Raw genomic sequence first — 21,237 nt, 5'->3', positions numbered from 1 at the left:
ACAGCAGGGAGAGGCAAGGCCTTATACCCGGGCTTCTTCCTCGGCCCGACGTACGCGGCGGGAGACAACCCATTCCCGCCAGACCGTGAACAGGCCGGCACCCACGACAATCACCGCACCGAGCACCGTATTCCAGCGCAGGACTTCGCCGAAGACGCTGACGGCAATTACCGCGCCGAGCACGAGTTGCCAGTAGGAAATTGGCTGAACGATCACGGCATCCAGATTTTCATAGGCCCGGATCAAGGCGAAGTGCCCGACAATGCCGGTGCAGCAGAGCCCGCCCATCCAGGCCCAGTCGCCCGGCGTGAACGGCACCCAGAAGAACGGCCCAAGCACACTCGCCCCCATGAATCCGACAATGGCGAGATAGAAGAAGCTGGTCGATGGCTGGTCGTCACGGCTGACCAGCCGGGTCGCAATGCCATAGACCGCGCCGAGCACGGCGCAGATCAGCGGCAGCCAGATATAGGTGTTGAAGCCACCGCCGCTGGGCGACAGCATGATCACGACACCGACAAGACCGGCGACGATCGCAGTCCAGCGCCGCCAGCCGACCTTTTCGCCGAGGATCGGCATGGACAGAAGCGCCACGAAGATCGGTCCGGCGGCAAAAATCGCCTGGCTCTGGGCAAGGCCCACCTTGGTGAAGGCAACGATCGAGATCAGGATCTGCGAAAAGAGAATAAGTCCCCGCAGAATCTGCAGAAAGGGGCGCTTAGTGTTCACCGCCTGCGTCAGGCCACCCGAGGAGCGCATGGCGAGAAATACGGCGAAGGCCACGAAGGCCCAGTACCGAACCATGGCTACCTGCACCGGCGAATAGCTGGCGCCGAGATGTTTGGAAATGCCATCCTGGATGGCAAAGACCGAGAAGGCGAGAAAGGTGAAGGTATAGCCGAGCGGCGTCGATTTCATGGGGGCGGATGGATGCTTTTGTTCGGGGCAAGGTTCCGTGGATCAACCGACGGCGCGGGCATACCGATCCTACACCCCTGACGCCGATTTCCTAGTCCGCAAATTCACAGCTGCCATGCAACCTGACAATGTCTTGGCTTTAAGATGGCTTGCCGCGCCCCGAGCCGCCATGCTTCAGTAGCGCATGGCATTCACATTCCGTCAGTTGCAATATTTCGTCGCCGTCGCCGAGCAGGGCTCCGTCACCCGCGCTGCCCAGAACCTGTCGATCTCCCAGTCTTCGGTGACCGAGGCGATCAAGGAACTGGAGGGCGATCTTGGCGTAACGCTCTTCGAGCGCCACCCTCGCGGGCTATCGGTCACCCATAACGGCCACCAGTTCCTGCGCCACGCCACGAAGATCCTCGCCACCGTCTCAGATGCGCGAAATGTCTTTGCCGACACCAAGAGCAACACCGGCGGAACGCTCAATATCGGTGTCACCTCGCTCGTCGCGGGCTATGTGCTGTCCGACCTTCTTGCCCGCTATCGCCGCGCATGCCCCGATGTCGAGGTATCGGCGCTGGAGGATAATGGCTCCTATCTTGAACATCTGCTGATCGGCGGCGAGCTGGACGTGGCCGTCATGGTTATCTCCAACCTCCGCGACCGCATGGCCCTGCAGGCGGAAATCCTCGAAACCTCGCCCTACCGCCTCTGGCTGCCGATTGGCCATCCGCTCGTCTCCGCCGACATCATCTCGATTGCTGATATCACCAAGGAACCACTGATCATGCTGACGGTGGATGAAATCGAGGAGAATACCGGAAAACTCCTCTCGGCGCTCGGTGCCCGCCCCCATGTCGCCTTCCGCACCCGCTCCGTGGAAGCCGTCCGCAGCCTCGTGGCAACAGGCGCCGGCGTAGCCCTGCTTCCCGACCTCGTCTATCGGCCCTGGTCGCTGGAAGGCGACCGCATCGAAAGCCGCGACGTCTCCGGCGCGCTGCCTGTGGTGCAGGTCGGCATGGTCTGGCGCAAGGGCTCCAGCCTGCCGCAAGCGGCGCGGGATTTTGTCGGGATCGCCGAGGCGAGCCGCAGTGGCAGGGTGCGATAAGGACACCCTGCTGATGATTTGCCCCTCATCCTCCCGACCTCGCAGACCCTCACCTATCGGAAAAACCGATACCACCATTCTGACGAATGAATTTGCGAATGCGGCACATTCGCGGCAACCTTCACGGCGGGAACATTGAGCCGCACAAGCGGCCACTCACAACCGGGAGACGTCGCGATGAAGACCTTTCTGAAATCCTGCACAGCCCTTGCTTCCGTCCTCAGCATGACCACTGTATCGCTTGCCCAGGAACCGCTTCAGGCCCTGGGACCGGGCGAAGGTGCCGTCTCGATCGTTGCCTGGGCCGGCTATATCGAGCGCGGCGAAACCGACAAGAATTACGACTGGGTCACCGAATTCGAGAAGAAGACCGGCTGCATGGTCACTGTGAAGACCGCTGCCACCTCGGATGAAATGGTCGCCCTGATGAACGAAGGCGGCTTCGACCTCGTCACCGCCTCGGGCGACGCCTCGCTGCGCCTCGTGGCCGGCAAGCGCGTTCAGCCGATCAATACCGCCCTCATCCCGTCCTGGAGTACGATCGACGAGCGCCTGCAGAACGCCCCCTGGCACACCAAGGACGGCGTCCATTATGGCACCCCTTATGTCTGGGGTCCGAACGTGCTGATGTACAATACCAAGGCCTTTGGCGAGAAGGCGCCGGATAGCTGGAACGTGGTGTTCGAGGAAATGACGCTGCCCGACGGCAAGTCGAACAGCGGCCGCGTCCAGGCCTATGACGGCCCGATCTATGTGGCGGACGCCGCCCTCTACCTGATGACCCACAAGCCGGAACTCGGCATCAAGGATCCGTACGAGCTGAACGAGGACCAGTACAAGGCAGCGCTTGAGCTGCTGCGTGGCCAGCGCAAGCTGGTTGGCCGCTACTGGCATGACGCGATGATCCAGATCGACGACTTCAAGAATGAAGGCGTTGTCGCCTCCGGCTCCTGGCCCTTCCAGGCCAACCTCTTGAAGGCCGATCAGCCAGTCGCGTCTGTCTTCCCGAAGGAAGGCGTCACCGGCTGGGCTGACACCACCATGCTGCATGTCGACAGCGAGCATCCGAATTGCGCGTACATGTGGATGGAGCATTCGCTCTCGCCCAAGGTCCAGGGTGATGTCTCGGCCTGGTTCGGCACGGTGCCGTCCGTTCCAGCCGCCTGCAAGGGCAATGCGCTTCTCGGCGACGAGGGCTGCAAGACCAATGGCTACGAAAACTTCGACAAGATCAAGTTCTGGAAGACCCCGGTCTCCAAATGCGAAAGCCAGGGCGAATGCGTGCCCTATCACCGCTGGGTCTCCGACTACATCGGTGTAATCGGCGGACGGTAAGCTCTCAAACGGGGCGCGAGCCCCTCACCCTAACCCTCTCCCCGTGAACGGGGAGAGGGGACTTGCCCCGAAACACCGCTCACATCATTGCCAGCCGACGCTCTGCGAGGCCGGCGGAGTTGTGCCCTTCTCCCCGCCTGCGGGGAGAAGGTGCCGGCAGGCGGATGAGGGGCCATAATGCAAATCTGGAGTCCTTGATGACCGCAGCCGTCTCCTTCACGAAGGTCTCGCGCCATTTTGGCAGCGTCAAAGCCGTCGACAGCGTCGACCTGACGGTCGCCCCGGGCGAGTTCTTTGCCATGCTCGGCCCGTCGGGCTCCGGCAAGACGACGTGTCTGCGCCTCATCGCCGGCTTCGAACAGCCGACCGATGGCCATATCGAGATCTTCGGTGAAACGGCCGAGGGCGTGCCGCCCTATCGCCGCAACGTCAACACGGTGTTCCAAGACTACGCCCTCTTCCCGCATCTGAACATCCTCGACAACGTCGCCTATGGCTTGATGGTCAAGGGCGTAGCAAAGGCCGAACGACATCGCGAAGCCGAAAAGGCGCTGGAAATGGTCAAGCTGCCCGGCTACGGCGCGCGCAAGCCCGGCCAGCTTTCCGGCGGACAGCGCCAGCGCGTGGCGCTCGCCCGGGCGCTTGTCAACAAGCCCAAGGTCCTTCTGCTCGATGAACCGCTCGGTGCCCTCGATCTGAAGCTGCGCGAACAGATGCAGGAGGAGCTGAAGAGCCTGCAGCGCGCGCTCGGCATTACCTTCGTTTTCGTCACCCATGACCAGGGCGAGGCGCTCTCCATGGCCGACCGCGTCGCCGTCTTCAACGACGGCAAGATCGTTCAGGCCGGCACGCCGCACGAAATCTACAACCGCCCCCGCACCCGCTTCGTCGCCGATTTTGTCGGCTCTTCCAATGTGATCGCACCAGACGCCATGAAACTGCTGGGCGGCGAAGCCCGCTGGACGAGCCTGCGTCCGGAAGCCATCCGCATCGTCTCGGAAGGCGGCGTGGAGGCGACTGTTCGCTCCGCGAGCTTCCTCGGCGCCTCGACCAAGCTCTTTGTCGAAACGGCCGTTGCAGCACTCACCGTGTCGCTGCCCGCCGGCCAGACCGCACCGCAGACCGGCGAAAGCATCCGCATTGGGTGGTTGGCGTCTGACCCGCATTACATGGAGGCCGGCGCATGACGGCGGTCTCCGCATCGGCGATCACCCCTGGCCGTCAGGGCCTAATGGGGCGGCTCTCGGATTTGTTCTGGCGGAGGCCCAACCTGCTGCTGGTTCTGATGCTGGTGCCGCCCCTGCTCTGGCTTGGCATCGTCTATGTCGGCTCGCTGGTGGCGCTGCTCCTGCAGAGCTTCTTCTCGATCGACGAATTCTCAGGCCTGATCACCTACGAATTCACGCTCGCAACCTATGGCCAGCTGCTGCAACCGGCGAATTTCGACATCATCCTGCGCACGCTGCTGATGTCGGCTGCCGTTACCCTCGCCTCTGCCGTCATTGCCTTCCCGATCGCCTATTATGCCGCCCGCCACGCCAAGGGAAAATGGAAGGCCATCTTCTATCTCGGCATCATGCTGCCGCTCTGGTCGAGCTATCTGGTCAAAGTCTATGCCTGGAAGCTGATCCTTGCCAAGGAAGGCATCCTGACCTGGATCTTCGAAAAACTGCACCTGACATGGCTGCTCGACGGCATTCTCGCCATCCCCGTCATCGGCGGCAATTCGCTGTCGATCAGCTATCTCGGCACCTTCATCGTCTTCGTCTATGTCTGGCTACCCTTCATGATCCTGCCCACCCAGGCAGCGCTGGAACGCGTGCCCGGCAACCTGATCGAAGCCTCGGGCGATCTGGGTGCTGATCCGCGCCAGACCTTCCGCCATGTGCTTTTCCCCCTGGCGCTCCCCGGCATTGTCGCCGGCTCGATCTTCACCTTCTCGCTGACCATGGGCGATTACATTATCCCGCAGATCGTCGGCACCTCACGGCTCTTCATCGGCCAGGCCGTCTATGCCCAGCAGGGCACGGCGGGCAATATCCCGCTCGCCGCCGCTTTCTCGGTTGTGCCGATCGTCATCATGGGCATTTATCTGACCATCGCCAAACGCATGGGGGCCTTCGATGCGCTCTGACCGCTCCCAATCCTCAGGCCTGTCGCTCAAGATCGCCGCCGGCGCCGGCCTCGCCTTCCTGCATCTGCCGATTCTGCTGATCTTCGTCTATGCCTTCACCACGGAGGAAAAGAGCTTCCAGTGGCCGCCGCCGGGCTTCACGATGAAATGGTTCGCCGTCGCCTGGAACCGCCCCGACATCTGGGAAGCGCTTGGCCTTTCGGTCAAGGTCGCGAGCATCGCCACCGTCATCGCGCTTGTGCTCGGCACACTTGCCGCCGCTGCCGTCGCCCGGACAAAATTCTTCGGCCGGGAGGTGATCTCGCTGCTCGTCATCCTGCCGATCGCGCTGCCCGGCATCATCACCGGTATTGCGCTGCGCTCGGCTTTTTCGTTGGCGGATATCCCGTTTTCGGTCTGGACGATCATACTCGGGCACGCCACCTTCTGCGTCGTCGTCGTCTATAACAACGCTGTCGCCCGCTTCCGCCGCACCTCCGGCTCGCTGATCGAGGCCTCGATGGATCTTGGCGCCGATGGCTTCCAGACCTTCCGGCACGTCATCCTGCCGAACATTGCAACAGCCTTGCTCGCCGGCGGCATGCTCGCCTTTGCACTGTCGTTTGACGAAGTCATCGTCACCACATTTACTGCCGGTCAGCAGACGACCCTGCCCATATGGATGCTCGAAGAACTGATCCGCCCCCGCCAGCGCCCGGTTACAAATGTCGTCGCAATGGTCGTGGTCATCGTCACCTTCCTGCCAATCCTGGCGGCCTATTACCTGACCCGCGATACCGACCAGATCGCCGGCAGTGGCAAATGAACAACCGGCACCGCCTCTTCTAAACGGGCGCCGTCCCAAATGAAGTCTGATAAAAGGGAGAACGACATGGACACCCAGATGCTGATCGGCGCAAGCTTCGAAGCCGGAACAGAGACGGACGAGAAAATCCTCAATCCGAAGACGGGCGAGGTCATTATCGACCTACCGGAAGCCTCGCTCGCCCAGGTCGAACAAGCCGTTGACGCTGCCGAAGGCGCTTTTGCCTCCTGGTCGCAGACCACCCCCGGCCAGCGCGCCGGCTATCTGCTCGCCATTGCCGATGCGATCGAAAAGGATGCCGCCGGCTTCGCCGCCCTTGAAAGCCTGAACTGCGGCAAGCCGATCAATGCCGTTTTGAACGATGAAATCCCGGCGATCGTCGATTGCTACCGCTTCTTTGCCGGTGCGATCCGCACGCTGCAGGCGCCGGTCTCGGGCGAATATCTGCCGGGCTTCACCTCGATGATCCGCCGCGACGCCGTCGGCGTCATCGGCTCGATTGCGCCGTGGAACTATCCGCTGATGATGATGGCCTGGAAGCTGGCACCGGCGCTGGCCGGCGGCAACACCATCGTCTTCAAGCCCTCCGAACAGACGCCGCTGACGGCGCTGAAACTCGCCAAGGTCATGGCCGAGATCCTGCCCGAGGGCGTGGTCAATGTCGTGCTCGGCCGCGGTGAAAGCGTCGGCAACGCGCTGATCAACAATCCGAAGATCCAGATGCTGTCGATCACCGGCGACATCGCCACGGGCAAGAAGGTGATGACCGCCGCTGCGAAGACGGTGAAGCGCACGCACCTGGAACTCGGCGGCAAGGCGCCCGTCATCATCCACGATGACGCCGATATCGACGCGGTCGTCGCCGCCATCCGCACCTTCGGTTATTACAATGCCGGCCAGGATTGCACCGCCGCCTGCCGCATCTATGCGGCTGACAAGATCTACGACCGTTTCGTCGCCGATCTCGCAAGCGCCGTATCGACCATCAAATTCAACCAGGCCGATGACGCGGAAAACGAGATCGGTCCGCTGATCTCCAAGCGCCAGCGAGACCGCGTCGAAAGCTTCGTAACGCGCGCCGCCGAACACAAGCACATGGAAGTCGTCACCGGCGGCAAGATCGGCTCGGACAAGGGCTTCTTCTACACGCCGACCGTCATTGCCGGTGCAACGCAGGACGACGAAATCGTCCGCCGCGAAGTCTTCGGCCCGGTCGTCTCCGTCACCCGCTTCTCAGACGCAGACCAGGCGGTCACCTGGGCGAACGACAGCGACTACGGCCTTGCCTCCTCGGTCTGGACCAAGGACATCTCCCGCGCCATGCAGACCGCCGCCAAACTTCGCTACGGCTGCACCTGGATCAACACCCACTTCATGCTCTGCAACGAAATGCCCCATGGCGGCATGAAGCAATCCGGCTATGGCAAGGACATGTCGATCTACGCGCTGGAAGATTACACGACGGTGCGTCATGTGATGATCGCGCATTGATAACAATGCGGGCATCGAACGAACGCTATCCTCGTCCCCGGGGTTTAACCCGGGGACGAGCAAGGCGATCCCTTCCCCGTTTACCCTGACGGACCAAACCAGTGGCAACGGGCCTCGCTCCTCCCTATCATGATGCGGAATGAGGAGAACGAGATGCGCCGCGATCGGAAAGACTTGAGACACAAGAGCGGCAAGACCGTCCTCGCGGCTGCCGCACTTTTCTGCACAACCCAACTGCTCCCCACCCCGGCACAAGCCCAACAGCCGCAAGTCATCCCCGCCCCGACCCTCGATGGCGGCAGTCAGATGATGGATACCTATCTCTGGCATGTCCGCGGCTTACCACCCGGCACACAGCTTTCTGTCCATACGGGAGCCGGCCCCAATTTTCGCGTCATCCACGCGCTCGAAGATGGCACCCCAATCGAACGCCTCTCCTGCAAGGACAGCCGTGGTGGCTACTGGTGCCGCATCGCCACCGTCACCCGCCCACGCATCTCAGGCTGGGTGGATGGTCGGTTCTTGCTGGAAGAACCGGGCTTCGCCCCACCAGAAGCGGATCGGAATGCACCGACCGATCCGGTCATCGTGATCGATCCATTTGAGCGGCCACGACGTCCGTGAACGACACGTTCCTGAATGCTCAATCCTCCCCTTGCCCCTCGGCAGGCCGATCCCGATCATAGCGCTCGGCAACCGGAAATTCAGGCATCCAGCTTTCCCGCCGGATCGTCCAGAGCTCGTAACTCGGCTGCAACACGTTAATATCGTCGAATGAGCCGACATGAAGCTCGACCTCATCTCCGCTGCGATTGAAGACACGCGAGCCGCAGACAGGACAGAAGAAGCGCCCGTCATACATCTGGGCTTCACCAGTAATCCTCACCTGATTATCCCGATAGATCGCCGCGGCGTAAAAAAGGGCACCGTGATACTTCCGGCAGTCGAGGCAATGGCAAATGCCGACGCGGTCCGGCTCGCCTTCGGCCTCGAACCGCACCTTGCCGCAGGCGCACCCACCCGTAATGATCGCCATCTCTTTCCTCCCTCAGATAGGCGAACAGCCTAGCGAAACAAAAATGGCCCTAGCTTTTGCTAGGGCCATTTCCAAACTCCAAATTGAGGGATCGGTTCCCCGACGATCAGGCAGCCAACGCCTTGGCGATCTGGCCGCGCAGCGTGCCCAGATCCTTGGCGAAGCCGCGAATGCCTTCGGCGAGCTTTTCGGTCGCCATGGCATCTTCGTTCATCGCCCAGCGGAAAGCCTTTTCGTCGAGCGAGACATGCGGCTCGGCCTTGACGCTATCGGGCGACAGCGCGCGGGTGAGCGTGCCTTCAGCAGCGTTCAGCTCGTCGAGCAGCTGCGGGCTGATGGTCAGGCGGTCGCAACCGGCCAGTGCTTCGATTTCGCCGGCATTGCGGAAGGAGGCGCCCATGACGATCGTGCCGATGCCGTTTGCCTTGTAATAGTTGTAGATCGAACGAACCGAGACGACGCCCGGATCGGTCTCGGAAGTGTAGTCCTCACCGGTCGACTTCTTGTACCAGTCGAGGATACGGCCGACGAAGGGCGAGATGAGGAAGACCTTGGCTTCGGCGCAGGCAATGGCCTGGGCCTTGGAGAAGAGCAGCGTCAGATTGCAGTCGATGCCTTCCTTCTGCAGCACTTCGGCAGCGCGAATGCCTTCCCAGGTCGAGGCGAGCTTGATCAGGATGCGATCCTTCTCAATGCCGCGCTCCTTGTAGCCGGCAATGATCTGATGCGCCTTTTCGATCGAGGCCTTGGTGTCGAAGGACAGGTCGGCATCCACTTCGGTCGAGACACGGCCCGGAACAAGCGCTGCGAGGGCTGCACCGACGGAAATCGCCATGCGGTCGGCAATCGCGCCGATCACGGCATCATCCTGGCCGCCCTTGGCCTTGCCCCAGGTGATGGCTTCCTGGAAGGCATCCTTGAAGGCATCGGTGCCGAGCGCCTTCAAAACGATCGAGGGATTGGTGGTGCAATCGACCGGCTTCAGGCGGGCAACGGCCTCGATATCGCCGGTATCGGCGACCACGGTCGTCATGGAACGAAGCTGTTCGAGTTTCGAGGTCATCGCGAGATCCTTCGGCTGGACGAAAACAGGTTGCCGAGCGGCCCGAGCGGCCGATCGTGCTTGGCCAGACTATCGCCATCCGAAGGTGGCAAAGTCAAGACATCTGTTCTTCCAATTTGACATAAGTATCATGAGAACGGATAGTGAGGCTCGGAAGTTCCACAATTCGAGAGAAATCTTGGCGAAGCTCAGACGCGATCATCACACGACGCTTACGGATGCCGGTTCACTCCGTATCCGCGCCGCATGGCTCTATTACAACGAGGGCCTGACGCAGAAAGACGTGGCTGACAGGCTGGGGGTCAGCCGGCAGACGGTGATCCGCATGCTTGAGGAGGCTCGCAAGCGCGCCGAAGTGCAGATCTGGATCAGCGAAGGCATGGCCGATAGCATCGATCTCGCGATCCGGCTTGAGAAAGCCTACGGCCTCGACGAAGCCATCGTCGTGCCCTCGCCGGAAAAGATGGACGCCGACGCCATCGCCAAGGCCGTCGGTCTGGCGCTTGGCCAGTTCCTGACAGAGGCAATCACCGACGACATGACGATTGGTGTCGGCTGGGGCCGCACCATGACCGCCTCGCTGTCAGCCTTCCGCCCGCCGCGGCGGGAAAACTGCAAGGTGGTGTCCCTGCTCGGCGGCATTGTCGCCGTCCACCAGACCAACCCGATCGACTATACCTGGCGACTGGCAAGCCAGCTTGGCGCCGAATGCTACATGTTCCTTGCACCGCTGATGGTCGACAGCCTTGCAACGAAGAAGGCGCTGATCGAGCAATGCGGGTTGAAGACGCTTTATGACCTCGCCGAAAACCTCGACCTCGCGGTCGTGTCCTGCGGCGATATCGGCCCGCACTCCACCTCGCTGTCGGAAGGCTTCATCAGCCATGAAACGCTGACAGAACTGGTGGACGCAGGATGCGTTTGCGACACCATGTTCAACTTCATCGACGAAGACGGAAATCCGGTTGCACACCCGATCAATGAACGGGCGATGGCGATCGATCTGGATACGCTGAAAAAGGCACAACACATCGTGATTGCGTCTGGCGGCGCGCATCGCGCCAGGGCAATCCGCGCCACCATGCGCCGGATCAGCGGCAATACGCTGATCACGGATGAGGCGGCAGCACGGGAGTTGTTGAGGCTGGTGGAGTGGGGCTGAACTCGGGCAGCGCCCCGATAAATACAACCAAAAATGGCGATTCTCGATACATGTTCTTTAGGTTGTATTTTTGCGCCCTCTGATATAACCATAGAGTGCAATTTCGACATCTGCAATCAGGAGGTATTGAGATGACAATTCGCACTATCTGGGGTACCGTCAATGCAAATGGAACAATCCTAAGCGGCAGCGGCGATTTTGCCGTAAGCCGCACTGCTAACGGGCAGTATCAAATCCAGTTCAACGATGATTTCACCGTAACCCCGGCGATGGTCGGCTCGCAGGTCCTGTATCAAGGCCTGAACGAAAATCCGATTGATAACGTTGTATTCCCATTCCTCAACAAGAATGGAGCTACCGCCATCACGGGAGACGCCGCCGGAAATCACGGCGACCGAAGCTTTTCCTTTATCGCTATTGGCGTTTAAAGCGGGGGATGGCGCTTGTGAGCTCTTCTCCCATAGAGACCTGCAAGCCAATTGCGCCAGCCCCACATTGAAAAGTTGAGTTCAATCCGAACCAGTGCGGCCGGGAGTACCTAGGTTTTCCCGGCCTCCCAGCCCAACATCGCCCGCTTGCGGGTCAGCCCCCAATGATACCCCGTCAAGGCACCACTCTTGCCGAGCGCCCGGTGGCACGGCACGACAAACGAGATCGGGTTGCGTCCGACGGCGGCGCCCACGGCACGGCTTGCGGTTGGCTGGCCGATTTTCTGGGCGATATCAGAATAGGTGACGGCCCGGCCGAGCGGGATCTCCAGGAGGCTTTGCCAGACGCGGATCTGGAAGTCCGAGCCGATCAGCACCACGCGCAAGGGCTCCTCTGCCGACCAGCGTTCGGGATGGAAGACGCGGGCCGCATAGGATGCGGTTGCCTCGCTATCCTCGACGTATTTGGCATTTGGCCAGCGGCGCGCCATGTCATCGAAACAGGCGGCCTCGCCACCCGTTTCCGCAAAGGCGAGGCCCGCCAGCCCGCGATCGGTGATCATGACCAGCGAAAGCCCAAAGGGCGATGGGTGATAGCCATAGCGGATCGTGAGCCCAGCACCGCGTGCCTTCCATTCACCCGGGCTCATCGCTTCATGCGTGACAAAGAGATCATGCAAGCGGCCGGGGCCGGAAAGACCGAGTTCGAGTGATGTCTCGAGCAGCGGCAGTTCCTCGCGACCGAGCAAGCGCTTGGCATGATCGAGCGTGACCGCCTGCAGGAAGGCCTTAGGTGAAAGGCCCGCCCAGCGGGTAAACGTCTTCTGCAATTGTGTCGGAGACTGCCCGAGCCGTTCGGCAATATCATCCAGTGACGGCTGGCTCTGGTAGTCGAGCGTCAGCATTTCGATCACCTGCCGCACGGTCTCGTAATCCGAGCCCTCAGGCGTGATGTCGGTCCCGCGGGACAGGTCGATCTGCTGGGCAAGTGTCATGGCGAAATCCTCTTCTCGTGAGGACTTCACCACAGGCTCAGGCCTGATACCACCCGTTTCTTGCAGTGGGTGTCAGCCCAGATCAGATCCGTTGCTTGGCGGTCGCCAGTGCACCCTTGAAGGCCTTGGAAAAGCTTTCCCGGTCATCCGGATTGAGGAACGAGCCGACATCGGTGATCCGCCCCTCGCCGGCAACAGTCATTGAGGTAATGCCGAACTCCTCGTGCCGCTTGACGAAGAAGCGCGCCCAGAGCGTCTTGAACCGATGCTCCGTCATACGCCCTGCCGGCGTGAACTTGCGGATCGACAGACTGGTGCGCGAGACGACAACCTCTTCGCGGGCACGGGCCGCGCGATAATTCAGCCAGAAAGCACCGTAGAGGAGCAGGAAATCAAGCCCGAAAAACAGTCCGATTGGCCAGGCACCCGTCGCCATGAAGAAAAGCGCATGGACAAGGCAGACCGTACCGGTAATCGCGAACAGCACCCGGTAGCCTTTTCGCCCCAGCGACCGGTAGGGCGTCAGTTCCGCTGCGAAAATCGGCTGGTCCGCCGCCTGCTCGAGATTGCCTTCCATTGCCCTGCCCGACTATAGGTTTTCCATGACTGATCAGAAGCCGAAATCCAGCGCCCAAACTTTGAAAAAGTCAAATCCAATGGCCCGCCGCAAGCCAGCGGCACGCCGTCGCACCGCTTATTCGAAGGCCGAGCTGGAAGAGATTTTCCGCCGCTTCTCGATCCAAAGGCCGGAGCCCAAAGGCGAGCTGGAGCACGTCAACCCGTTTACGCTTGTCGTCGCCGTGGCGCTTTCTGCCCAGGCAACCGACGCCGGCGTAAATAAGGCGACCCGCGCCCTCTTCAAGGTGGCCGATACGCCCGAAAAAATGCTGGCTTTGGGCGAGGAAAAGGTCCGGGAATACATCAAGACCATCGGGCTTTTTCGCAACAAGGCGAAGAACGTCATCGCGCTTTCCCAGAAACTGGTCGATGACTTCGGAAGCGTCGTACCGCGCACCCGCGAGGAGCTGGTCACGCTCCCCGGTGTTGGGCGGAAGACAGCGAATGTCGTGATGTCCATGGCCTTCGGCATCCCGACCATGGCAGTCGATACGCATATCCTCCGGATCGGCAACCGCATCAAGCTCGCGCCGGGCAAGACACCGGACGAGATCGAGGACACCCTGATGCGGATTGTCCCGAAGCAGTATCTCTTCCATGCCCATCACTGGCTGATCCTGCATGGCCGTTACTGTTGCAAGGCGCGCAAGCCCGAATGTGAGCGCTGCGTGATTGCCGATATCTGTAAATCGCCGGAAAAGACCGTCGATGTGCCAGCCCCGCTGGTCGAGCTGCCTCAGCAGATGATCGGCGTCAGTGAATGATGGCAGCCCACGCGGCCGTCAACGACTGACCGCGATGGCTCCCACGCCCACATCCCGGCGGCTAAGCGCCTTGTGCAGATGCACCATAAGCCCGGCTGCAAAAAGCGGCGTCAAAAGGTTGAGGATCGGCACGGCGAGGAAGCCGGCAATCACGAGACCGGCAAGAAAAACGGTGCTCGAATGCTTGGCCCGGTAACGCTTGGCATCTTCGACACTGCGCAAACGCATGGCGGCAAACTCGAAGAATTCGCGGCCCAGCAGATAGCCGTTGACCAGGAAAAAGGCGATGATGTTGATGCCGGGGATGAACAGCAGCATCAGCGCGATGAGATTGCCGATGATCACAACGCCGAAGAACTTGATCGAGGCAATGATCGCCTCCCCCATCGGCATGGCCTTGCCCGGCGGGTCGTTCGGATAGTCGCGCTTCTCGACCACTTCAGCGACATCGTCGAGAAAGAGACCGGCCACAATCGCCGTCACGGGCGAAAGCAGAAGTGCCAGACCAAGCGCAAGGCCGATGCTGGCCAGGATCCCGAAGACCAATGTCAGCCAGCCGGCCCAGGCCGGAAGCTCCGGAATGAAGCCTTCGACGGTCGGCATGATGAAGGCCATGAAGCTTTCGCGCAGACCAAACCACAGTCCGATCAAAACCAGGATGGTGAGCCCGAGTGTCTTCCAGAAGGCAGATCTCGTTTCCGGGGCAAAGAGATTGCGCAGGGACATGAGCGCGGCATCAAAGATCATCAGGGGCTCCTTCGGCTTTCGCCTGATGTAGTGCCACGCATCCACCGCTGCAATGCGAGCGCATCACAGACGATAAAGCCCCGGCCGCCGATCGGTGAGATAGGGATTTTGCGCCCGTGCCTCGTCATAGGCGGCCGGGTTGACCTCGGCGACAAGCAGCGTTTCCATCATGCCGGCCCGTGCAAGCTCGTCGCCATCAGGCCCGAGAATCACGGATCGGCCGCCATAGGAGAGTTCGTTTTCCGTCCCGCAGAGATCGGCATAGACCAGAAAGACCCCGTTTTCGAAGGCCCGTGCCGGCACCACGATATCGGCAACGCGCCGGCTGATCAGCCCCTGCGGCAAGGCGGTCGGAACAAGGACCAGTTCGGCGCCCGCAAGGGCCAGTGTCCGCACATTTTCCGGAAACTCGACATCGTAGCAGATCAGCATGCCGGTCTTGATACCGTTGAGGTCGAACACCTGCGGCGGCTCTGAGCCGGGCGTGAAGGCTGCCCGCTCCCCTTCGCCGTAGAGATGGCTCTTGCGATAGAATTCAGCGCTTCCATCCGGCCGGACCAGAACCGAGGAATTGTAAACATGGGCGCCGTCCCGCTCCGGAAATCCGGCGCAGATGGCCAGTCCGCAGTCTGCGGCGATCTCGCGCAAGGCCTCCATGATCGGCCCATCCCGCCCTTCGGCAAGCGATGCAAACCCGGCACCCTGGGCATAACCGCTAATCCCGAGTTCAGGCGTCACCAGAAGATCAGCCCCCATTTCGGCAGCGGCCATCGCAGCCCTTGCGATCTTTCCGATATTGCCGGGAACATCGCCGGAAAGCGGCTGCATCTGGTAAAGCGAAATGAGCATTTCAACACCTGTCGACCTTGTGAACGGGTGTTGGCAGGTTAGAACTGCTTCAAGGGTCGAGGCAAGCGGCAACTCCAAGGCACAAGGCGAAGACGACGGTTGCGGATCTCCGTTGCCTTTCCCGCAGCGGACCTTATCTTGGGTGTATGAAATCTATGTCCTGCCTGGAATGGCCGTAATGGTCTGGATCGCCGCGGCAACCATTGCCGTCCTGCTGGCTGCCTTGCTTTTGAAAAGGAGCCCCCTGGCGATCGGGGTCGCCGCAGTGATTGCCGTGATCGGCGCAATCGTCTGGTTTTTCAGCGACGGCCAATCCCGGCTTCAACGCGCTGAGATGACCGCCGTGACGGTCAGCGTCGCTGCCAACAACAAGACATGCGCCACCCCGGATCGGCCGATTGCCGCAACCTTCACCAACACCTCAGACCAGACGGTAAACCGCCTGTCATTCGACCTGCTTGGACGACCACTGGGGAAAACGGATATCGCCTATCGTGGCTTCCTGCGCGACGAACAGGTCATCGCGCCCGGCGATACGGTCACCCGGTGCTACGCGTTACTCTTCCACGCCTTTGCCCACCCCCGCCCCGAAATCATCGACGCGACGAAATACGAGTGGAGCGCCCATGTGACGCTCGTCGGGTTCGGTCAACCGCCTTCCAGTTGAGGGGCCGAGCGCCCCCCAATCTGAGCCAGCGGGCGACATTCACATCTGAACCAGATGCCCCTCGGCCACTTCGCGATACTTTCGCACAGGCGGCTCATAACCGAGCGGGCGGATCGGGCTCTTGATCTCGTCGGTCGCAAGATTGCGTTTGAGCTTGCGACGTGCGGGATCCGGCACCGGCACTGCCGCCATCAGCTTTTTGGTATACGGATGCTGCGGATTGTCGAACACCGCCTGACGCGGTCCAATCTCCACGATCTCGCCGAGATACATGACCGCCACACGATGGCTCACACGCTCCACCACGGCCATGTCGTGGCTGATGAACAGATAGGCGAGGTTGAGGCTCTGCTGCAATTCGAGCAGCAGATTGCAAACCTGCGCCTTGATCGAGACGTCGAGTGCCGACACGGCCTCGTCCGCAACGATGATCTTCGGGTCGAGCATGAGGGATCGAGCGATCGCCACACGCTGCCGCTGGCCGCCGGAGAACTCATGCGGATAGCGTGACATGAACTCGGCGCTGAGACCGACCCGTTCGAGCAGGTCGGCCGCCTTGTCGCGCGCCTGCGCCTTTGTGCCCAGTTGGTGTTCGATGAAGGGCTCCATCACCGCTTGGCCGACGCTCATGCGCGGGTCCAGGCTGGCAAAAGGGTCCTGGAAAACCATCTGGATGCTTCGACGCATGCGCCGCAACGAAGCCTCGTCGAGCCGGCGCACATCATAGCCATCCACCGAGATCTGACCGGATGTCGGATTGACCAGCCGCGTGATCGAACGCCCGGTCGTCGACTTGCCGCAACCGGATTCGCCGACCAGCGAAAGCGTTTCGCCGGGGCGAAGGTCGAAGGACACGTTTTCGACCGCATGCACGGCACCGCTCCTGCGGCCCAGCAGCCCTGAGCGGATATCAAAGCGAGTGGTAAGGTTCTTGACCTCCAGAAGCGGCTGATTGCCCTTTTGCGGCGGCGCGGTTTCTGCCTCTGCAACAAGCGTTTCGCCTGTCTTGATATCGATGACCGGAAACCGCATCGGATTGTCGCGTCCGCCCATCGAGCCGAGCTTGGGCACGGCTGATAGAAGCGCCCGCGTATAGGGATGCTGACCGCGGTTGAAAATGTCGTCGGTCGTGCCGGTTTCCACTGCCTCGCCGCGGAACATGACCACGGTGCGGTCGGAGACTTCCGCCACCACGCCCATGTCATGGGTGATGAACAGAACCGCCATGCCCTCTTCGTCCTGCAGCGTCTTGATCAGGTCGAGGATCTGGCCCTGGATGGTGACGTCGAGCGCGGTCGTCGGCTCATCCGCGATCAGGAGCTTGGGCCGGGAGGCAAGCGCCATGGCAATCATCACGCGCTGGCGCATGCCGCCGGAAAACTGGTGCGGATATTCGTCGAAGCGGTTCTTCGCGTTGGGGATTCGCACACGGTCAAGCAGTCGCAAGACCTCCGCCTTCGCGTCCGCCGCCGGGATGTCGCGGTGGCAGGTGATGGCTTCCGCGATCTGCTTGCCGATCGGGAAGATCGGGTTGAGCGAGGTCATCGGCTCCTGGAAGATCATCGAGATCTGGTTGCCGCGCACCTGCCGCATCTGCTCGCGGTCGAGTGTCAGGAGTTCACGTCCCTCGAGCTTGACGCTGCCCTCGATACGGCTGGTCGTCTCCGACAGAAGCCGCATGATCGAGAGCGAGGTAACGCTTTTGCCCGATCCCGATTCCCCGACGATCGCCACCGTTTCGCGTGGCGCGATATCGAGGTTCATGCCCCGCACGACCGATCGCCACTCTGTCCCGATGCGGAAGGAGGTCGTTAGGTTACGCACCGAGAGCACTGGTGCCGCGCTCGTCTCTTTTCCCTGTTCCACCGCTGCCATATCCCGTTCCCCTGTTTTTATGTCGTCGAGATCTGGTTGAAATGTCAGGCTGCGAGTGCCGTCTCCGCAAGCGTCACCCAGTAGCTGATGCCATAGGGGATCGCCTCGTCGTTGAAGTCATAGGCCGAGTTGTGCAGGTTGGCCGTCTCGCCATTGCCGATGAAGACGAAGGAGCCCGGCCGCGCCTCCAGCATATAAGAGAAATCCTCAGCACCCATGGCAGGCGGGAATTCGTCGCTGACAGCCTGAGGTCCGGCGACCTTTCGCATGACGTCAAGCGCAAATTCGGTTTCGGCCGCGTGATTGAAGGTTACGGGATAGCCGCGATGATAGGAGACGGTGGCCCTTGCTCCCATCGCCATAGCCACACCGGTGGCAATCTCGTTGATCCGGGTCTCTGCCATGTCGCGCAGCTCCGGCAGCAGCGTGCGCACCGTGCCCGAAAGCTTCACGCCATCCGGGATGACGTTATAGGCGTCGCCGCCATGGATCTTGGTGACGGTGACGACCACCGACTTCAAAGGATCGGTTTCGCGCGCTGCGATCGACTGCAGGGCAACGACGACCTGCGCCGAGGCCAGCACCGGATCAACACTCTTGTGTGGCTGCGCCGCGTGGCCGCTGCGGCCGTGGATCTCGATGTCGAACTGGTCGGCCGCCGCCATCACCGAGCCCTTGCGGGTGGCAAAGGTGCCGACGGCCATGCCCGGATGATTGTGCATGCCATAAACTTCCGAGATGGCGAACTCTTCCATCATGCCGTCGGCGACCATTTCCCGGGCGCCACCGCCACCCTCTTCCGCCGGCTGGAAAATGACCGCGATCGAGCCCTTGAAATTGCGCGTCTCGGCCAGATGCTTGGCTGCACCGAGCAGCATGGCCGTATGCCCATCGTGACCGCAGGCATGCATCTTGCCGGGGGTCTTCGACGCCCAGGCCTTGCCCGACATTTCATGGATCGGCAGGGCATCCATGTCGGCGCGGAACCCGACGACCGGACCCTCACCACGGCTGCCCTTGATGACGCCGACGACGCCCGTGCGGCCGATGCCGGTCTTCACCACGTCACAGCCGAACTCCTTCAGCTTGTCCGCAACGAAGGCGGCTGTGGCATGCACATCGAACAGCAGTTCCGGATGCTGGTGGATATGCCGCCGCCATTCGGCGACCTCCGGCTGCAGCTCGCTGGCACGATTGATCACTGGCATAAAGGACCTCTTTTTGTCGTTGTTCCCCGCAGGATTTGGGGCATACTGTTTCCGCGAATTCACACTTTGGCAACCCGCAATTTTCGCTGTTGCATCAAAATTGGGCTCATGCTTACATGGCCCAAATTTTAGACAGCCCGACAGAGCACGCCTTTGTCCGGGGCGCGCAGCGCGCACGCTTCACCCCTGCATTTTCTCAAAAAATTTGAATAATACCAAGATGATAGGTGGTTGACATTTGGTGCATCCGCTGGCCACATCTCGCTCCGGTGGATAAAACGACACCGTGCTCCAAACAATAATAAATGGGGAATGAGCTGATGAAGACACGCACACTGATGCTGGCGGCCTCGGCAGCCGCCTTCGCCCTGTCGGGCGCGCCGGCCATGGCCGAACGCGGCACGGACGGCGATCTGAAGATCATCTTCTGGCAGGCCGTTTCGACGATGAACCCGTATCTTTCGGGTGGCACCAAGGAAGTCTACGCGGCGTCCATGGTCATCGAACCGCTGGCCCGCTATGACGAAACCGGCGCGCTGGTGCCCATGCTCGCCGCCGAAATTCCGACCGTCGAGAACGGTGGCGTCGCAGCCGACCTGAAGAGCATCACCTGGAAGCTGAAGCCCGACCTGAAGTGGTCCGACGGCTCCGCCGTAACAGCCGAAGACGCAATCTTCACCTGGAAATATTGCACGGCGCCGGACGGCGGCTGCGCGCAAGGGGCTTATTTCGAAGGCGTGACCAATGTCGAGGCCATCGACGCCTCCACCATCAAGGTCTCCTTTGCCGATCCCAAGCCCTATCCCTACAGCGCCTTTGTCGGCGCACAGGCCCCGATCATCCAGGCGGCCCAGTTCAAGGATTGCCTCGGCATCAAGGCGCCGGAATGCACCTCAGCCAACTTTGGCCCGATTGGCACCGGCCCCTTCGTCGTCAAGGAGTTCAAGCCGAACGACGTCGTGACCTTCGAAGCCAACAGCAATTATCGTGATGCGGCCAAGCCGGCTTTCGCCTCGGTCACCCTGAAGGGTGGCGGTGACGCTGCGTCTGCAGCCCGCTCGGTTCTCGAGACCGGCGAATTCGACTATGCCTGGAACATGCAGGTCGAACCTGAAATCCTCGAGCAGATGATGGCTGCCGGCAAGGGCAAGATCGAAGTCGCCTTCGGCACTCAGGTCGAACGTATCGACATCAACCCCTACGGCGTCGACCCCTCGCTCGGCGACAAGCGTTCGACCAAGGAAGCAGGCCCGCATCCGGCGCTGTCTGATCCGGCTGTGCGCCGCGCGCTCTCGATCGCCATTGACCGCGAGATCATCGATGAAGCCGGCTATGGCCCGAACGGTCAGCCAACCTGCAACATCCTGCCCGCTCCGGACATCTATGTCTCGACCGCCGTCGACTGGTGCCTGAAGCAGGACGTCGAAGGCGCCAACAAGCTGCTCGACGATGCCGGCTGGAAGATGGGCTCGGATGGCATCCGCGAAAAGGATGGCGTCAAGCTCTCCTTCCTCTACCAGACCTCGACCAACTCCGTTCGCCAGGGCACCCAGGCGCTGGTCAAGGACATGTGGAGCCAGATCGGCGTCTCCGTCGAACTGCGCAACATCTCGGCCTCCGTCTTCTTCGGTGGCGATCCGGCCTCTCCGGACACCTTCCAGAAGTTCATGGCCGACATTCAGATGTACACCAACAACTTCGACGGCACCGACCCGGAGAAGTACATGGCCGGCTGGATGTGCGACAAGATCCCGAGCCCGGCCACCGGCTGGCAGGGGGAGAACATCGTCCGCTATTGCAACCCGGAATATGATGCGCTCGTGAAGGAACTCGGCAAGACCGGCAAGCTGGAAGATCGCGCCGTCATTGCCAAGAAGCTGAACGACATGCTCTCCAACGATGTCGCCCAGATTCCGCTTATCCATCGTGGCCAGCCCTCGGCTGTCAACAACACGCTGCTGGGCGTCAAGATGAACGCCTGGGACTCGGAGCTCTGGAACGTCGCCGACTGGTCGCGCGCGAAGTAATGCCACCGTGGCTGGGTCCGTC

21 protein-coding genes are annotated in these 21,237 nt (G+C 61.2%); 12 read left to right on the top strand and 9 right to left on the bottom strand.

Annotated features, from left to right (window positions below; translation table 11 throughout):
* Positions 1 to 21 precede the first annotated feature (21 nt).
* The gene (locus ACSV9I_RS10690) at positions 22 to 918 is read right to left on the bottom strand and encodes a DMT family transporter (protein WP_438328857.1); all 897 of its coding nucleotides are present in this window, start codon (positions 916 to 918) and stop codon (positions 22 to 24) included.
* 184 nt (positions 919 to 1,102) lie between these two features.
* Between ACSV9I_RS10690 and ACSV9I_RS10685 the strand changes: the two genes are divergently transcribed.
* From ACSV9I_RS10685 to ACSV9I_RS10655, 7 genes are all read left to right on the top strand, one after another.
* Positions 1,103 to 2,011: a LysR family transcriptional regulator gene (locus tag ACSV9I_RS10685; RefSeq protein ID WP_054157026.1), complete on the top strand. Its 909-nt coding sequence runs from the start codon at positions 1,103 to 1,105 to the stop codon at positions 2,009 to 2,011.
* Between the two features lie 177 nt (positions 2,012 to 2,188).
* The gene (locus ACSV9I_RS10680; protein ID WP_438328855.1) at positions 2,189 to 3,346 is read left to right on the top strand and encodes an ABC transporter substrate-binding protein; all 1,158 of its coding nucleotides are present in this window, start codon (positions 2,189 to 2,191) and stop codon (positions 3,344 to 3,346) included.
* Positions 3,347 to 3,543: 197 nt separating this feature from the next.
* Positions 3,544 to 4,533 (top strand): ABC transporter ATP-binding protein, encoded by a 990-nt coding sequence (locus ACSV9I_RS10675; RefSeq protein WP_438328853.1) that lies wholly within the window; start codon positions 3,544 to 3,546, stop codon positions 4,531 to 4,533.
* Positions 4,530 to 5,480: an ABC transporter permease gene (locus tag ACSV9I_RS10670; RefSeq protein WP_438328852.1), complete on the top strand. Its 951-nt coding sequence runs from the start codon at positions 4,530 to 4,532 to the stop codon at positions 5,478 to 5,480. The genes ACSV9I_RS10675 and ACSV9I_RS10670 overlap by 4 nt, the downstream gene beginning before the upstream one ends.
* Positions 5,470 to 6,285, top strand: coding sequence for an ABC transporter permease (locus ACSV9I_RS10665; RefSeq protein ID WP_438328850.1), 816 nt, complete (start codon positions 5,470 to 5,472; stop codon positions 6,283 to 6,285). Before ACSV9I_RS10670 ends, ACSV9I_RS10665 begins: the two co-directional genes overlap by 11 nt.
* 66 nt (positions 6,286 to 6,351) lie before the next feature.
* Entirely contained in the window at positions 6,352 to 7,776 is a 1,425-nt protein-coding gene (locus tag ACSV9I_RS10660; RefSeq protein ID WP_054157022.1) for a gamma-aminobutyraldehyde dehydrogenase, read from the top strand.
* 153 nt (positions 7,777 to 7,929) lie between these two features.
* The gene (locus tag ACSV9I_RS10655) at positions 7,930 to 8,400 is read left to right on the top strand and encodes an SH3 domain-containing protein (RefSeq protein WP_438328848.1); all 471 of its coding nucleotides are present in this window, start codon (positions 7,930 to 7,932) and stop codon (positions 8,398 to 8,400) included.
* 19 nt (positions 8,401 to 8,419) lie between these two features.
* On the opposite strand, the gene ACSV9I_RS10650 is transcribed toward ACSV9I_RS10655, so the two are convergent.
* Positions 8,420 to 8,812, bottom strand: coding sequence for a GFA family protein (locus tag ACSV9I_RS10650; RefSeq protein WP_438328847.1), 393 nt, complete (start codon positions 8,810 to 8,812; stop codon positions 8,420 to 8,422).
* Between the two features lie 106 nt (positions 8,813 to 8,918).
* Positions 8,919 to 9,875 carry a transaldolase gene (gene tal, locus ACSV9I_RS10645; protein WP_438328846.1) on the bottom strand — a complete coding sequence of 319 codons (957 nt, stop codon included), beginning with the start codon at positions 9,873 to 9,875 and terminating at the stop codon, positions 8,919 to 8,921.
* 178 nt (positions 9,876 to 10,053) lie between these two features.
* On the opposite strand from tal, the gene ACSV9I_RS10640 reads away from it, so the two are divergent.
* Positions 10,054 to 11,037: a sugar-binding transcriptional regulator gene (locus tag ACSV9I_RS10640; protein ID WP_438328844.1), complete on the top strand. Its 984-nt coding sequence runs from the start codon at positions 10,054 to 10,056 to the stop codon at positions 11,035 to 11,037.
* 131 nt (positions 11,038 to 11,168) lie between these two features.
* Complete coding sequence (locus ACSV9I_RS10635) at positions 11,169 to 11,465, top strand: hypothetical protein (protein WP_438328843.1); 297 nt, start codon at positions 11,169 to 11,171, stop codon at positions 11,463 to 11,465.
* A gap of 110 nt (positions 11,466 to 11,575) precedes the next feature.
* Here ACSV9I_RS10635 and ACSV9I_RS10630 read toward each other — a convergent pair whose 3' ends face one another.
* Positions 11,576 to 12,460, bottom strand: a complete 885-nt coding sequence (locus ACSV9I_RS10630; RefSeq protein ID WP_438328842.1) for a methylated-DNA--[protein]-cysteine S-methyltransferase — start codon at positions 12,458 to 12,460, stop codon at positions 11,576 to 11,578.
* Between the two features lie 82 nt (positions 12,461 to 12,542).
* On the bottom strand, positions 12,543 to 13,037 hold the full coding sequence (locus ACSV9I_RS10625) for a DUF2244 domain-containing protein (protein ID WP_438328841.1): 495 nt from the start codon (positions 13,035 to 13,037) through the stop codon (positions 12,543 to 12,545).
* A 25-nt stretch (positions 13,038 to 13,062) separates the two neighbouring features.
* On the opposite strand from ACSV9I_RS10625, the gene nth reads away from it, so the two are divergent.
* Positions 13,063 to 13,842 carry an endonuclease III gene (gene nth, locus ACSV9I_RS10620; RefSeq protein WP_438328840.1) on the top strand — a complete coding sequence of 260 codons (780 nt, stop codon included), beginning with the start codon at positions 13,063 to 13,065 and terminating at the stop codon, positions 13,840 to 13,842.
* An 18-nt stretch (positions 13,843 to 13,860) separates the two neighbouring features.
* On the opposite strand, the gene ACSV9I_RS10615 is transcribed toward nth, so the two are convergent.
* Positions 13,861 to 14,589, bottom strand: a complete 729-nt coding sequence (locus ACSV9I_RS10615) for a sulfate transporter family protein (protein ID WP_438328839.1) — start codon at positions 14,587 to 14,589, stop codon at positions 13,861 to 13,863.
* A 63-nt stretch (positions 14,590 to 14,652) separates the two neighbouring features.
* Entirely contained in the window at positions 14,653 to 15,438 is a 786-nt protein-coding gene (locus tag ACSV9I_RS10610; RefSeq protein WP_438328838.1) for a carbon-nitrogen hydrolase family protein, read from the bottom strand.
* A 178-nt stretch (positions 15,439 to 15,616) separates the two neighbouring features.
* On the opposite strand from ACSV9I_RS10610, the gene ACSV9I_RS10605 reads away from it, so the two are divergent.
* The gene (locus tag ACSV9I_RS10605) at positions 15,617 to 16,105 is read left to right on the top strand and encodes a hypothetical protein (protein ID WP_438328837.1); all 489 of its coding nucleotides are present in this window, start codon (positions 15,617 to 15,619) and stop codon (positions 16,103 to 16,105) included.
* A gap of 39 nt (positions 16,106 to 16,144) precedes the next feature.
* On the opposite strand, the gene ACSV9I_RS10600 is transcribed toward ACSV9I_RS10605, so the two are convergent.
* Complete coding sequence (locus ACSV9I_RS10600; RefSeq protein ID WP_054157009.1) at positions 16,145 to 17,980, bottom strand: ABC transporter ATP-binding protein; 1,836 nt, start codon at positions 17,978 to 17,980, stop codon at positions 16,145 to 16,147.
* 44 nt (positions 17,981 to 18,024) lie between these two features.
* Positions 18,025 to 19,188: a M20 aminoacylase family protein gene (locus ACSV9I_RS10595; protein WP_438328835.1), complete on the bottom strand. Its 1,164-nt coding sequence runs from the start codon at positions 19,186 to 19,188 to the stop codon at positions 18,025 to 18,027.
* 320 nt (positions 19,189 to 19,508) lie between these two features.
* Here ACSV9I_RS10595 and ACSV9I_RS10590 point away from each other — a divergent pair, with 320 nt between their 5' ends.
* A complete protein-coding gene (locus tag ACSV9I_RS10590; protein WP_054157382.1) occupies positions 19,509 to 21,215 on the top strand; it encodes a peptide ABC transporter substrate-binding protein in 1,707 nt (568 codons plus the stop codon).
* The last annotated feature ends 22 nt before the right edge of the window (positions 21,216 to 21,237 follow it).

This window comes from Rhizobium sp. G187 (genome assembly GCF_051549525.1).
GTDB lineage: Bacteria > Pseudomonadota > Alphaproteobacteria > Rhizobiales > Rhizobiaceae > Allorhizobium.
Note: the sequence above shows the minus strand (reverse complement) of the source record. Positions and strands in the feature narration are given on the sequence as shown.